The sequence below is a fragment of the Pseudomonas sp. URMO17WK12:I7 genome (assembly GCF_003269045.1).
Lineage (GTDB): Bacteria > Pseudomonadota > Gammaproteobacteria > Pseudomonadales > Pseudomonadaceae > Aquipseudomonas > Aquipseudomonas putida_J.
The window spans coordinates 142,834-157,325 of sequence record NZ_QLTL01000012.1; the positions used below are offsets into that span (position 1 = coordinate 142,834).

Genomic DNA, 14,492 nt, shown 5'->3' on the forward strand with positions numbered 1-14,492 from the left:
GCGCAATACCTGTCAGTTATCAGTCCGGCAACAGTCGATCCCGGCTGTTGGACAGGTGCAGGCAGATTGCTGCCCGAGCCGCATCCGGGTCCTGCCGGCGGATGGCATTGAGGACCGCCTCGTGCTCGAGGTTGGCCAGGTACGCATGCCGCGCCAGCCTGGCCCCGGCGCGTTCGGCCAGGGCCATGCGGTTACGCGGGATCAGGCCATTGCCCAGCTGCGCCATCATCTCGCTGAAATACAGGTTGCCGGTGGCCTCGGCGATCAACAGGTGAAAGCGCCGGTCCGCCTCGATGCAGCTGTCCCCGGCTGCCGCCAGGTCTTGATAGTCATCCAGCGCCTTGCGCATGCGTGCCAGGTGCTCGTCACTGCGGCGCACGGCGGCGAGGGCGGCCGCCTGGCCTTCCAGGCCGATGCGCAGCTCAAGCAGGTCACGCACGCTTGCGGCGTTCTCTGCCCCCACGCGCAAACCCGCCTGGCCCTGGCGCTCCATCACGAACGTGCCGATGCCATGGCGCGGCTCCACCAGGCCTGAGGCCTGCAACTTTGACAGCGCTTCGCGGACCACGGTGCGGCTGACGCCATGCTCGCGCACCAGGGTGTTCTCTGACGGCAGCTTGTCCCCCGGCTTGAAGGTGCCCAGCAGAATCTGCTGAGTCAGGCTCGACACCAGGTCGTGGGCGCGGCTGTGGCTGCGTTTGGCTGGGGAAGTATTCATGAGGTTTCCGGGTCAAGGCTGCTTGTACGACAAGTTAATCACCAAAAATTTTTTTTGCCTGTTTTTTCTTTGCACGGTACAGGGCTGTTGAAAGCGTTTTCATCATGATCGACACAATATTGCCATCTATCAGCTTGTATTTTGCTGTTTAGGCGACATTTACCGTCTTGTCGTACAACCTCGCTGCGCATATGCTCCGTGCCACTGTCATGTCAGACAACTTCGACCCGCACAAAAACAATTAGTGGGAGATCCACAAGTGAACGACACCCTCGCTCCGTCTGCCCGGCATGAAGGCGACGCGTTGGCCAGTGCCGTGGCCAAGGTCAAGCGCCACGTCCTGCCGCTGTTCGTCATCATGTTCATCGTCAACTACCTCGACCGCGTCAACATCGGCTTCGTCCGCCCGCACCTGGAAAGCGACCTGGGCATCAGTGCCGCCGCCTTTGGTTTCGGCGCCGGGCTGTTCTTCATCGGCTATGCGCTGTTCGAAGTGCCCTCGAACATGCTGTTGCAAAAGGTCGGCGCGCGGTTGTGGCTGACCCGCATCATGTTCACCTGGGGCCTGGTGGCGACCGCCATGGCTTTCGTGCAGAACGAAACCCAGTTCTACGTGCTGCGCTTTCTGCTGGGTGTTGCCGAGGCGGGCTTCTTCCCCGGCGTGATCTATTACTTCACCCGCTGGCTGCCGGCCGCCGAACGCGGCAAGGCGATTGCCATTTTCCTCAGCGGGTCCGCCCTGGCGTCGTTGATTTCCGGGCCGCTGGCCGGCGCACTGATGCAGATCCAGGGCCTGGGCCTGCATGGCTGGCAGTGGATGCTGTTCATCGAAGGCATGGCCTCGGTGACCCTGTGCTTCTTCGTGTTCTTCTGGCTCGACTCCAAACCGCAGGATGCCAAGTGGCTGAGCCAGGCCGAACAGGACGCGCTGGTCGCCACCATCGACCGTGAGCAGCGTGAGCGCGAAGCCGTCGGCGCGGTGAAGCCTTCGACCTGGAGCCTGCTCAAGGACCGCCAGATCGTGCTGTTCTGCCTCATCTACTTCTGCATCCAGCTGACCATCTACGCTGCCACCTTCTGGCTGCCGAGCATCATCAAGCGTATGGGCGATCTCAGCGACCTGCAGGTCGGCTTCTTCAACTCGATCCCATGGCTGATCTCGATCATTGCCATGTATGCCTTCGCCGCCGGTTCCACGCGCTGGAAGTTCCAGCAGGCCTGGGTGGCCGGCGCCCTGGTGGTCGCTGCCATCGGCATGTTCATGTCCACCACCGGCGGGCCGGTGTTCGCCTTTGTCGCGGTGTGCTTCGCCGCCATCGGCTTCAAGTCGGCCTCGTCGCTGTTCTGGCCGATCCCACAGGGCTACCTGGACGCCCGCATCGCGGCGGCAGTGATCGCCTTGATCAACTCGGTCGGTAACCTCGGCGGCTTCGTCGCCCCCACTACATTCGGCCTGCTCGAGCAGCAGACCGGGTCGATCCAGGGCGGGCTGTATGGCTTGGCCGTGACCTCGGTGCTGGCGGCCATCGCCATCTTCTTCGTACGCATTCGCCCGAAGGGCGCTCCTTCTGACGACCTCAAGGCCCCTTCGGCCTTGGGCCAGACCCACTGATGACTGCGAGACAACAACCATGAATATGCAGACCAATCCCGCCGTTCACACCAGCACCCCGGTTGTCACCGAGCTGCGCGTGATCCCAGTGGCAGGCCACGACAGCATGCTGCTCAACCTCAGTGGCGCCCACGGCCCGTACTTCACTCGCAACGTCGTGGTGCTGCGCGACAGTGCCGGTAACACGGGCCTTGGCGAAGTGCCCGGTGGCGAGAAGATCCGCCAGACCCTGGAAGACGCCCGCAGCCTGGTGGTCGGCCAACCGATTGGCCATTACCAGCGCGTGCTCAATGCCATGCGCCAGACCTTCGCCAACCGCGACTCCGCCGGCCGCGGCCTGCAGACTTTCGACCTGCGCATCACCGTGCATGCGGTGACGGCTATCGAGGCGGCGCTGCTCGACCTGCTCGGCCAACACCTCAACGTGCCGATGGCGGCACTGCTGGGCGAGGGCCAGCAGCGTGAGGCGGTGAAGATGCTGGGTTACCTGTTCTACATTGGTGACCGCCAGCAGACCGACCTGGCCTACCGCAACGAAGCCGATGCCGATGATGACTGGTTCCGCCTGCGCCACGAAAAGGCCCTGACCCCGGAAGCCGTCGTGCGCCTGGCCGAAGCCGCCAAGCAGCGCTATGGCTTCAGCGACTTCAAGCTCAAGGGCGGCGTGCTGCGTGGCGAGGAGGAAATGGAAGCGGTGACAGCCCTGGCCGAGCGCTTCCCCGAAGCGCGCATTACCCTCGACCCGAACGGCGCCTGGTCGCTGAAGGAGGCCATCGCCCTGTGCCGCGACAAGCACGATGTGCTGGCTTATGCCGAAGACCCGTGCGGTGCCGAGAACGGCTACTCGGGACGTGAAGTGATGGCCGAGTTCCGCCGAGCCACCGGCTTGCCGACGGCCACCAACATGATCGCCACGGACTGGCGGCAGATGGGCCATGCGATCCAGCTGCAGTCGGTGGACATCCCCTTGGCCGACCCGCACTTCTGGACCTTGCAGGGTTCGGTGCGGGTGGCGCAGATGTGCAACGACTGGGGCCTGACCTGGGGCTCGCATTCGAACAACCACTTCGACATTTCGCTGGCGATGTTCACCCAGGTGGCGGCGGCGGCGCCGGGTGAAATCACGGCCATCGATACCCACTGGATCTGGCAGGACGGCCAGCGCCTGACCCGTGAGCCGCTGCGCATCGTCGATGGCCATGTGCGGGTGCCGGCGCGGCCGGGGCTGGGGGTGGAGCTGGATGAAGACCAGCTGGCCAAGGCCCATGAGTGCTACCGCAACATGGGGCTGGGGGCGCGGGATGACAGCGTGGCGATGCAGTTCCTGATTCCGGGCTGGAGCTTCGATAACAAGCGGCCTTGCCTGGTGCGTTAAGGCATAGCTTGTCAGCACTTGTAGGAGCGGCCTCGTGTCGCGAAAGGGCTGCAAAGCGGCCTCAGGATGTCAGCGCAGATGCATGAATTGCTGGGGCTGCTTCGCAGCCCTTTCGCGACGCAAGGCCGCTCCTACAAAAAGCAGTGCAGCTCGGGTTCATTCAGGCTCGAAGAATGCCCGCGCCATCTCCACAAAACCCCCGAGCACCGGGTTCGGGTTGTCCCGGCAGAACGCCAGAAAGATCTCCGCCTGCTGCTCGATCCCCACCAACGGCTTGAATACCACCTGCTCCAGGCGCAATGCCTGCGCCGAAGCCGGCACCACCGCGCAACCCAGCCCGACATTGACCAGGCCCAGGATCGAATGCGTCTGCCCCAGCTGATGCAGATACCGCGGCTGCACCCCATGCCGGGCAAACAGATTGGCAATGCGGTCATGGAAATACCGCCCTTCGTTAGCGCTGTACATCACGAACGGCTGCCCATCGAAATCGCTGGGCCTGAGCCGCTCGCGCGCCGCCAGCGCATGCCCGGCGGGCAGGGCGGCGACGAACGCTTCGCGGTGGACCGGCAGGTATTCCACGCGCGCACTGGGCAGCACCTGGCGCACCAGGCCAACATCGATCAGGCCGGCCTCCAGGTCATGCACCTGGGTGGAGGACACGCGTTCGCTGAGCACCAGTTCGATGTCCGGCAGGGTCTGCCCGGCATGCACCAGCAAACGCGGGATCATGCTGTAGGCGCCGACAGCGGTGAAACCCAGGGTCAGGCGGCCCGCTTCGCCATGGGCGATACGCCGCGCCGACTGGCTGGCCGATTCGGCGACTTGCAGGATACGCCGGGCATCTTCAAGAAAGCTTTGCCCGGCCAGGGTCAGGCGTGCCTGACGGTTGTTGCGCTCCAGCAACAGTACCCCAAGGGCGTGTTCCAGCAGCTGTATCTGACGGCTCAGCGGCGGCTGTGTCATGTGCAGGCGGGTGGCGGCGCGGCCGAAATGCAGCTCTTCGGCGACCGCGACGAAGCAGCGCAACTGATGCAGCTCCATGATTCAATTCCTGAATTATTCGATCCATTATCTATATTAGACCTGTATCAAATGCGGGCCTAGCATCGAGTCATGTCTTCGAACTGCCGGATGCCCAGGATGAACAACAATCCCATCGACGTACTGTTGACCCAGCCCGTCCCAGAAGCCATCGAGGCCCAGCTGGTCAGTGCCTACCAGGTGCATCGGCTGTATCAGCATGACCACCCGCAACAGCTGCTCGCCGAGGTTGGCCCGCGCATTCGCGCTGTAGTCACCGGCGGTGCCAAGGGCTTGTCGAACGCGCTGATGGACCAGTTGCCCAGCCTTGAGATCATCGCCATCAGCGGTATCGGCACCGACGCCGTGGACCTGCGCCACGCGGCCAGCCGCGGTATCCATGTCACCACCACACCGGGTGTGCTCACCGCGGATGTGGCCGACCTGGCGATGGGCCTGATCATCAGTACCCTGCGCCGCCTGGGCGAGGGTGAGCGGCTGGTGCGCGACGGTTTGTGGGGCACGGTCAACCTGCCACTGGCGCGCAAGGTCAGCGGCATTGAACTGGGTATCGTCGGGCTTGGCGAGGTGGGCAAGGCCATCGCCCGGCGTGCCGCTGCATTCGATATGCGCATTGCCTACAACGGGCGTCGCGAGCAGCCAGAAACGGGTTATCGCTACGAGGCCAATCTGGTCGAGCTGGCGCGCTCGGTGGATGTACTGGTGGTGGCGGCTTCTGCCGATGGCGGCCAGGTGCTGGTGACGGCCGAGGTGCTCGATGCGCTGGGGCCGGAGGGGTACCTGGTCAATGTGGCGCGCGGCAAGTTGGTTGACGAGGACGCGCTGGTCGAGGCGTTGCGGGAACAGCACATCGCCGGGGCCGGGCTGGATGTGTTTGTCGACGAGCCGTATGTGCCGCCGGCGTTGCGTGATCTGAACCAGGTCAGCCTGCAGCCGCATCGAGGTAGCGCCACGCTGCAGACCCGGTTGGAGATGGGGCGCATGGTGTTGAACAACCTTGAAGCCTGTTTCAGGGGCGAGGTGCCGCCGAATCGGGTGATCGACCTTTAGGGCCCTTTCGCGGCTAAAGCCGCTCCCACAGGGTTCTCCACAGGTGCTGAAAACTGTGGATGACCTTGTGGGGGCGGGTTCTCCCGCGAAGAGGCCTGCACAGGCAACACAAGGCCCCAAAGGGCCACACCTTCTCTGTACAAAAACAATCGCTTCCACCGAGAAGCAAGAGGGTCCACATGAACAGCAAATCCGCCGTCGCCGCACCGCAGGCCGTGGCAGGGGTCGGCCGCCATCGCTTCCTGGTCCTGGCGCTGATCTTCGTCATCACCGTCATCAACTACGCCGACCGCGCCACCTTGTCGATCACCGGCACCGAGGTACTGAAAGACCTGGGCCTCGACCCGGTGATGCTGGGCATGATCTTCTCGGCCTTCGCCTGGGCCTACGCCCTGGGCCAGGTCCCCGGTGGCTGGCTGCTCGACCGGTTCGGTGCGCGCCGGGTCTATGGCATCAGCCTGATCCTCTGGTCACTGTTCACCCTGCTGCAGGGCACGGTTGGCTGGCTGGGCCTGGCCGGGGTGTCGGCGGCGGTGGCGCTGTTCTCCATGCGCTTCATGCTCGGCCTGGTGGAGTCACCGGCATTCCCGGCCAACTCGCGTATCGTCAGCTGCTGGTTCCCCACCCGTGAACGCGGCACGGCGTCAGCCTTGTTCAACTCGGCGCAGTACATGGCGGTGGTGGTGTTTGCCCCGCTGATGGCGTGGATGACCCACACCTTGAGCTGGGAGCAGGTGTTCATCTGGATGGGCGTGCTGGGGTTGGTGCTGAGCGTAGTGTGGTTCCGTCTTTATCACGAACCGCACAGCGCACCGGGGCTTAGCCGCGAAGAGCTCGACTACATGCGCGAAGGCGGTGCCCTGGTCGACCTGGAGCAGGAACGCAAGACGGCCAAGAGCAAACCGACCCGCGCCGAGATCGCCCAGCTGTTCACCAGCCGCAACCTGTGGGCGGTGTACCTGGGCCAGTACTGCATCACCGCGCTCACCTACTTTTTCATCACCTGGTTCCCGATCTACCTGATCAAGGGCCGTGGCATGACCATCATGGAAGCCGGCTGGGTCGCCGCGCTGCCGGCCATCTGTGGCTTCAGCGGCGGCATTCTCGGTGGCTTCGTTTCGGACTGCCTGATCCGCCGCGGCGTGCACCCGTCCAAGGCACGCAAGACGCCATTCGTGATCGGCATGGCACTGTCCACCAGCCTGGTGCTGGCCAACTATGTGGATGGCAACGCGGCGGTGATCGCCCTGATGACCCTGGCCTTCTTCGGCAAAGGCCTGGCGGCGGTGGGCTGGGCGGTGCTGTCGGATGTGGCACCGAAAAAGATGGTCGGCCTTTGCGGCGGCGTGTTCAACGGTATCGGCAACATCGCCGGCATCGTCACCCCGTTGGTGATCGGTTACGTGGTCGCCAGCACCGGCTCGTTCCACAACGCACTCTGGTTCGTGGCCGCCCATGGCGTGCTGGGGATCTTCGCTTACCTGTTGCTGGCCACGCGCTTCGAGCGCACTGGGCAGGCGTAGGCAGACGCCTGAGCAACAGAGGCCCCGGGAGACCGGGGCTTTTTTGTTTGTGTCACGGTGGTGATCCTGTGGGAGCGGCGGTTCGGCGCCCCGACTTGCCCGCGAAGAGGCCGGGCCTGGCGACACACATCCAGATGAAAAACAAAAGCTTCAAATGCCCCGCTGGCGTAATCGGATATGCCATTCGCGACATCTGGCGTTTCTGGAAATGCGCTGTCGTGATCGAACAGTTCCGAGGCGTTCTCGTGTAATTTCCCACAGCCCCGCGGGGCTTAAATGAAGCCCGAACCACACCGGCATCTTGCTCTGTGACGCGTGCCAAAGATCAACAACAGACCGCCAGCAACATGTCGACTTATTGATTTGAAAGGAGATATTTTCGCCTACGCCTGCCCGTCCTTCCTTGTGTCAGCAAAAAGAGAACAAGATCAATGAACACCGTGGGATCTGATGGCAACCTTGCACAAGGTTTCAAGCCACGTCATGTAACGATGCTGTCCATCGCCGGCATCATCGGCGCAGGACTTTTCGTAGGCTCAGGGCACGCCATCGCGGCGGCCGGGCCAGCCACCATTATTTCGTACTTCGTGGCCGGGACCTTGGTGGTACTGGTCATGCGCATGCTCGGCGAAATGGCCGTGGCGCATCCGGACACTGGATCGTTCTCTACCTATGCTGACCAGGCCATCGGCCGCTGGGCCGGCTATACCATCGGCTGGTTGTACTGGTGGTTCTGGGTGCTGGTGATTCCCATCGAGGCACTGGCGGCGGGGCATGTGCTCAACGCCTGGTTCCCCGATATCCCCAGCTGGATCTTTGCCCTCGCCTCGGTGCTGTTGCTGGCGGGCACCAACCTGTTCAGCGTGGCCAAGTACGGCGAGTTCGAGTTCTGGTTCGCCATCCTCAAGGTCACGGCGATTCTCGGCTTCATCGGCCTGGGCTTTGCAGCGCTGATGGGCTGGCTGCCGAACCGTGAGGTCAGTGGCTTGAACGGTTTGATCGCCGAGCATGGCGGCTTTGCGCCCAAGGGCTGGTCTGCAGTCATCGGTGCGTTCATCACCGTGATGTTCAGCTTCATCGGCACCGAGGCCGTGACCATCGCCGCCTCCGAATCCAGCGACCCTTCGCGCAACATCGCCAAGGCCACCCGCTCGGTGATCTGGCGGATCAGCACTTTCTACATCCTGTCGATCTTCGTGATCATCTCGGTGGTGCCGTGGAACGACCCGCAGCTGGCGGTGGTGGGCTCGTACCAGCGCGCACTGGAAATCATGAACATCCCCAACGCCGCCTTCATGGTCGACCTGGTGGTGCTGGTGGCAGTGACCAGCTGCATGAACTCGTCGATCTACATCGCTTCGCGGATGATGTATTCGCTGGCCAAACGCGGCGACGCCCCGGCGTTCCTCAACAAGACCTCCAAGGTCGGCGTGCCACGCGCCGCCGTGTTCGGTAGCACCCTGATCGGCGCCGCCATCGCCATTCTCAACTACTTCGCACCCAAGGGCGTGTTCGAGTTCCTGCTGGCCAGCTCCGGTGCCATCGCGCTGCTGGTGTACATGGTCATCGCCATCTCGCAGCTGCGCATGCGCCGCCGCCTGGAGCGCGAGAACACCGAGCTGAAGTTCCGCATGTGGCTGTTCCCGTACCTGACCTGGGCGGTGATCATCTTCATCGCCGGTGCACTGGCGGTGATGATGTACACGCCTGAGCACCGGGCGGAAGTGAGTTCGACCTTGGGCCTGGCGATCGTGATTTCCTTCCTGGGGATCGTGACCTCGCGGGGCCATGCGCAAACGGTGGGGGCGCGGTCGATAGGGTGATTGAGTTCACCTTGCAACAAGGGCGAGGGCACCCGTGGATGGGTGCCCTTGTTTTTTTGTTTTTCCACGTGATGGTTTCAGCGCCTGGTAGATCGAGCGCCGCCCCCGCGGCGCATCGCGTTGCAACGTGCCGAACCTGTAACGCCATGGTTGTCAGCCGCCCTGTAGGACTCAAGTCATGTGTCAGGGCTGACAACCATGGCCTCACAGGCATGGCCACGTTGCAACAGATGTAGGAGCGGATTTATCCGCGATGCGCCGCGCGGGCGGCGCTCGATCTACCAGGCGCTGAAAACATCACGGCGAACACCAGGCAGCAGATAAAAGTCTCACCAGTCGTGAGACAAATTGTTCGGCCACTAATCGCCCACCATCTCGATGTACCTGTTCACCGCCGGCGCTTTCTCGAAGCGCCGGTAAACCAGGCTCAACCACGAGCTGGGCTGGCAATCGGCAATCCGCCGGTAGTTCACTTGCGGCAGGCTGATGCGCTGCACCACCGACTCCGGCACGACTGCGATCCCTTGCCCCAGCGACACCAAGGTAATCACCGCCACCAGGCTGCCCGGTTGTGGCCCGAGCTGCGGGACGAAACCACCCTGCGCCGCCGCCTCCAGCGTGCCGGAAATCTGCTCCGGCAGGATGAAGGTCTCGTTGGCCAGGCGCGCGGCCGGAATCTGCGCCAGTTCGTTGATCCGTGAGCTGGCGGGCAGGGCGAGCACGAAGCCTTCCTGATGCAGGGCGATGGCTTCGAGTTCTTCTGGCAACTCCATCGGCGAGCGCACATAGGCCAGGTCGAGCAGGCCATCACGCACCATGCCCGGCAACTCGACCATGGGCAGTTCACGGATGTTCAGGCGCACACCGGGGTGTGCATCGCTGAAGCTGATCACCTGCCGCTGCAGCATGCCCGAGTATGCCGCCGACGCCACGTAGCCCAGCTCGATGCGCCCGCTTTCCCCGCGCCCGGCACGCTGCGCGCCCAACTGCGCGGCATCGAACTGGCGCACTGCCTGCTCGGCTTCGATCAGCAACGCCTGCCCGGCGGCGGTGAGGTTCACTTCGCGCTGGTTGCGCTCGAACAGCCGCACGCCCAGCTCGCGCTCCATGTCCTGGATCTGCCGGCTGAGCGTGGGCGGGGCGATGCCCAGCTGCTCGGCGGCACGGGTGAAGTGACCGTGGCGGGCGACGCAGAGGAAGTAGCGGAAGTGACGGATTTCCATGCGGTGTTACCTGCAAGCTAATGACGCGGTCCCTTGAGGCTAACAAGCTTCGGGGCTGCTGGCATTAAGGTGAGTCCAACATGCAGGAGGCCGCTGCGCGACCTATCGCCGGCAAGCCAGCGCCCACAAGCTATGCGTTCCCTTGCAGGAGCTGCGTTGCCGGGGGCGCCGGACCGGTCGGAAAGGGCTGCAACGCAGCCCCGGCGATCCCACAGACCAGCCAACCAGCTCACTCACCGGAGCCATCCATGCCCTCAGCACGCTTCACCCTGCTCACCGCCTCCCTGGTCTGCGCCCTGATCATCCTCGACACCAACATCGTCGCCGTCAGCCTGCCCAGCATCGCCCGCGACCTGTCCGGCTCGTTCGCCGATATCGAATGGGTGGTCAGCGCCTACCTGCTGGCCTTTGCCGCCTGCCTGCTGCCCGCCGGCAGCCTGGCCGACCGCTTCGGCCGTCAGCGTATGCTGCTGATCGGCCTGGCCGTGTTCGCCATTGCCTCACTGGCCTGCGGCGCTGCCCCCACCTTGCTGTTCCTCGACCTGGCCCGCGCGGCCAAAGGCGTGGGCGCGGCAATGCTGCTGACCTCAGCCCTGGCCGCCATCGGCCACCGCTTCCACGAACCCCAGGAACGCATGCGCGCCTGGGCATTCTGGGGCGCGTGCATGGGCGCGACCATCACCTTCGCGCCACTGCTCGGCGGCGTGATCGCCAGCACCCTCGGCTGGCGCTGGATTTTCTACATCAACCTGCCGCTGGTGGCGGTGCTGGCGCTGATGGTGCTGCGCAGTATCGAAGAGTCCCGCGACAGCGATGCCGCCCGGCTCGACCCGATGGGCAGCTTGACCTTCGCTGGCAGCCTGGGCTGTTTGATCTGGGCGATGATCGAGGCCAACCAGGTTGGCTGGACCAGCGTGGATACGCTTGGGCGGCTGCTGATCAGCGTGTTCCTGTTCGGCCTGTTCATCATGGTCGAACGCAGCCAGGAACGGCCGATGATCGACCTGCAGCTCATGCGCAGCGGGCGCTTCATTGGGGCCTTGCTGGGGATGTTCGCGTACGCCGCTTGTGCGCAAGTGATGATGACGTTGTTGCCGTTGTATCTGCAGAACGGGCTGCAACTGTCGGCGCTGGCGGCCGGGGCGGGGATGTTGCCGTTTGCCGTGGCGATGTTACTGACGCCGCGGTGGGGGATGCGGTTGGCTGTGCGTTTGAGCCCGGCGCAGGTGTTTGCCCTGGGGCTGGTGCTGGTGGGGGTGGGGAATCTGCTGTGCGCCTGGGCTGTCGGGATTGGCGGGTATGTGGCGTTTGCCCTGGCCAGCCTGGTGTTGGGCGCGGGGGCGGGGCTGCTGAATGGGGATACGCAGAAGAACATCATGGCTTGTGTGCCGCGGGAGCGTACCGGGATGGCTTCTGGGTTGAGTACGACTACGCGGTTTGGGGGGATTGTGTTGGCGATTGGTGTGCTCGGGGGCGTGCTGGCTGCACGCAGTGGGGAGCTGTTGCGTGAGGCCATGGTGGGCTTGGCACCTGAGCAGGTCGGCAAGGTGGGGGGGATGGCCACGCGTGTCGCTGCGGGTGACTTGCAGGCTGCTTTGGCGTTGCTGCCACCGGGCTTACGTGAAGCAGCGGCGCCGTTGGCGCGTGACGCGTTCATGGGCGGGTTCGAGGCTTTGTTGCAGGTTGCCGGGGTGTGCGCGTTGCTGTTGGCGGTGGTGGTCGGCGTATTGCTGAGTCGCCCTCTTGCGCAACAGGAGGGCGGTGTAACGCGAAACACAATGGCTGAAAACTTTACACGTACTCGGGGTTAACAGTGCATCTCGAAGCGTGTGGTGTGTCCGATGATCCGAAATCCGCTGTGTTTGTTTACCTGTGTTAATGCACAGCTTGGACGGGATGGTGGCTTTTTGCTTAGGGTATTGGCAGACAGTCGATCAACCAGGAGTGATCAGCCATGAAGAATATCTTTGCCGTTGTCGGTTTTATCGTGGTCGCCACCAAAGGCTATGAGCTGTACCGCGAGTACAGCGAGATGAAGCGCGAGAAAGAGGCGCGGGAGGCAGCAACAAGCGAGGTGTGATGTGCGCTGAATCATGGCAAAAAGCTATCTTCCGGGATAGGCTGGGAGCGGCTTAGCGCCCGCCGATCACACAAGGAAACGGATCTTGGCAACACAAACCATCGAGCAGTTCTTCACCGGGAAGACCCTGGAGATTCCCGCCTACCAGCGCGACTACGCCTGGACGACCAGCAACATCGATGACCTGTTCGAGGATATCGAAGAGGCCATGGAACTGGATGGAGGCCATTACCTGGGTACTTTCATCCTCTCCCAGACGGGCAAGGCGGCACCGGTCAAGGTTGTGGATGGCCAACAACGCCTGACGACGCTGACGCTGCTGCTCGAGGCGCTGGTAGATGCGGTGGAGGAGCCGGCGATCAAGGAGCATTACCGGGGCACTTACATCAAGCATCCGGTGCACGGCCCGAAATTCACGGTACTTGGCGTCAACCAAGCGTTCTTCTCAGCGCTGCTTAACGATCAGCACCCACAACCGGAGTCAGATGGGCAGCAGCGTCTGTTGTTAGCCCATCAGTGGATTCGTCAGCGGGTGGCAGATATCAGGACCCGCCAGGGACAGGAAGCCATCAAAGATTGGCTGCTGGCGATCAGCCGCCTTGAGGTGCTGGATTTCACCGAGGTCAACGAAGGAAAGGCCATCCGCATGTTCCAGTCGGTGAATGATCGTGGCGTGCCGCTGGCCAAGATGGATATCGCCAAAAGCCTGTTGATCTACTACTCCAACCGCTTTCTGGACGGCCAGTTGGATGCCTTGGTTTCCGAACGTTTCGGCGAGGCGTTCCGCTGCTTCAGCCGCTTGAAGAAGCTGGCTGGAGAAACGGGTTACCAGATTCGTGTGATAAATCGCGACCCTTTTCGTGAAGACGATGTGCTGCGCTATCACTACTTCGCCTTTGACGGCGAAAAGCATGACGTGCAAGCGGGTGCGGATCATGGCGCTACTTCGGAGACGGTGCTGGAGTCGTTCCTCAAGCCTGCACTAAAAGGCATGCGCAACGACCCTGAGCGTCTGGCCGCTTTCATCGAAGATTACGTATGCGACCTGGAACGGTTCTTCAAAGGCCTGCTGGCACTGGCTGAAGCTACCCGCAGTAATCGTGAACTGTACTTGCTGCTGGTGGTGCAGGACCTGGCTGCGACTCTCTACCCGCTGCTGGTGCGCTTGCACAATGAGCAGATGCTTGATGTTCGCGTGCCGGAGCATCTGGATTACACCTTGCTGCAACTGGTCGAACTGGCGGACTTGCGCGTATTCAAGTTGCAGGGCACCAACCCGCAGGCGGACATGGCCGCACTGATGCGCGATTTCGGTCGTTTGAGCCCGCTGCAGATTGCCGAGCGCCTGGTGTATTTCTGCCAGCGCTTCATGCCCAGTGCCCGCTTCGAGGCCAAATTGGCCAATGACGACATGTTCAGAAACCCAGGCCTTCCGCGCATTCTTCTCGAGGCCGAAGGTACGGCGAGACGTGGTATGGGCCAGCCTGATCTGGATATCGCCGACCTGGTGCTGATCAACACTGAGGGTCTGACGATCGAGCACATCCTGCCTCAAGAAACCACGTTCGGTGTGCGCATGTATGGCTTCCACAGTACGGAGTCGTACTACGAGCATCTCCACCTGATCGGTAACCTGGCGCCGTTGGAAAAACGTATCAACAGTGCATGCAGCAATTGTTCTGCTGAGAAGAAGATGAGCGAACCCAAGCTCTACAGGAATTCGCAGTTCAACGTGATCAAGGCATTAGCCGCCGGTGGTGCCAACGCTAGCCCCGCTTACTCGAAGAACGCCGTAGTGGAGCGGAGCCAGGCGCTGGCCAGTTTTGCGGTGAAACGCTGGCCGCTGACGTCGGCTGACCTGGTCGAGGTGTAAACCGCTACGACTGACGAGCACGAACCGCCGCTCCGATTCCGGGCCTTGGCCAATTTGGCACAGGGGTGGGCGGCGGTCAGGCTGCTCAACGGATCACTTGCGTGCCTTGGAATGGATGGCAGGTGAACTATGCAGGGGAAAGACAATGCCGATTCGTCCGATGCCTTACAG

Annotated in this window: 11 protein-coding genes; 8 read left to right on the plus strand and 3 right to left on the minus strand. The window is 62.7% G+C overall.

Annotated elements, in window-relative coordinates:
* Positions 1-19 precede the first annotated feature (19 nt).
* Entirely contained in the window at positions 20-718 is a 699-nt protein-coding gene (locus H040_RS18010; RefSeq protein WP_027917729.1) for a FadR/GntR family transcriptional regulator, read from the minus strand.
* Between the two features lie 259 nt (positions 719-977).
* On the opposite strand from H040_RS18010, the gene H040_RS18015 reads away from it, so the two are divergent.
* Together H040_RS18015 and gudD are read left to right on the plus strand one after the other, a co-directional pair.
* Complete coding sequence (locus H040_RS18015) at positions 978-2,330, plus strand: MFS transporter (protein WP_027917728.1); 1,353 nt, start codon at positions 978-980, stop codon at positions 2,328-2,330.
* A 19-nt stretch (positions 2,331-2,349) separates the two neighbouring features.
* Positions 2,350-3,705 carry a glucarate dehydratase gene (gene gudD / locus H040_RS18020; protein ID WP_027917727.1) on the plus strand — a complete coding sequence of 452 codons (1,356 nt, stop codon included), beginning with the start codon at positions 2,350-2,352 and terminating at the stop codon, positions 3,703-3,705.
* 156 nt (positions 3,706-3,861) lie between these two features.
* Here the strand turns inward: gudD and H040_RS18025 are convergent, their stop codons facing one another.
* The gene (locus H040_RS18025) at positions 3,862-4,749 is read right to left on the minus strand and encodes a LysR substrate-binding domain-containing protein (RefSeq protein ID WP_027917726.1); all 888 of its coding nucleotides are present in this window, start codon (positions 4,747-4,749) and stop codon (positions 3,862-3,864) included.
* Positions 4,750-4,848: 99 nt separating this feature from the next.
* Here H040_RS18025 and H040_RS18030 point away from each other — a divergent pair, with 99 nt between their 5' ends.
* The 3 genes from H040_RS18030 to gabP all read left to right on the plus strand — a co-directional run bounded on the left by H040_RS18030 (position 4,849) and on the right by gabP (position 9,145).
* Positions 4,849-5,799 carry a 2-hydroxyacid dehydrogenase gene (locus H040_RS18030; protein ID WP_027917725.1) on the plus strand — a complete coding sequence of 317 codons (951 nt, stop codon included), beginning with the start codon at positions 4,849-4,851 and terminating at the stop codon, positions 5,797-5,799.
* Between the two features lie 179 nt (positions 5,800-5,978).
* A complete protein-coding gene (locus H040_RS18035) occupies positions 5,979-7,322 on the plus strand; it encodes an MFS transporter (RefSeq protein WP_027917724.1) in 1,344 nt (447 codons plus the stop codon).
* 431 nt (positions 7,323-7,753) lie between these two features.
* Positions 7,754-9,145: a GABA permease gene (gabP, locus tag H040_RS18040; RefSeq protein ID WP_027917723.1), complete on the plus strand. Its 1,392-nt coding sequence runs from the start codon at positions 7,754-7,756 to the stop codon at positions 9,143-9,145.
* 359 nt (positions 9,146-9,504) lie between these two features.
* On the opposite strand, the gene H040_RS18045 is transcribed toward gabP, so the two are convergent.
* Positions 9,505-10,368: a LysR family transcriptional regulator gene (locus tag H040_RS18045; protein ID WP_027917722.1), complete on the minus strand. Its 864-nt coding sequence runs from the start codon at positions 10,366-10,368 to the stop codon at positions 9,505-9,507.
* 248 nt (positions 10,369-10,616) lie between these two features.
* Here H040_RS18045 and H040_RS18050 point away from each other — a divergent pair, with 248 nt between their 5' ends.
* From H040_RS18050 to H040_RS18055, 3 genes are all read left to right on the plus strand, one after another.
* Positions 10,617-12,179 (plus strand): MFS transporter, encoded by a 1,563-nt coding sequence (locus H040_RS18050; RefSeq protein ID WP_050437186.1) that lies wholly within the window; start codon positions 10,617-10,619, stop codon positions 12,177-12,179.
* Between the two features lie 143 nt (positions 12,180-12,322).
* Positions 12,323-12,448, plus strand: coding sequence for a hypothetical protein (locus tag H040_RS27810; RefSeq protein WP_256208038.1), 126 nt, complete (start codon positions 12,323-12,325; stop codon positions 12,446-12,448).
* An 85-nt stretch (positions 12,449-12,533) separates the two neighbouring features.
* Positions 12,534-14,321, plus strand: coding sequence for a DUF262 domain-containing protein (locus tag H040_RS18055; protein ID WP_027917721.1), 1,788 nt, complete (start codon positions 12,534-12,536; stop codon positions 14,319-14,321).
* Positions 14,322-14,492: the final 171 nt, after the last annotated feature.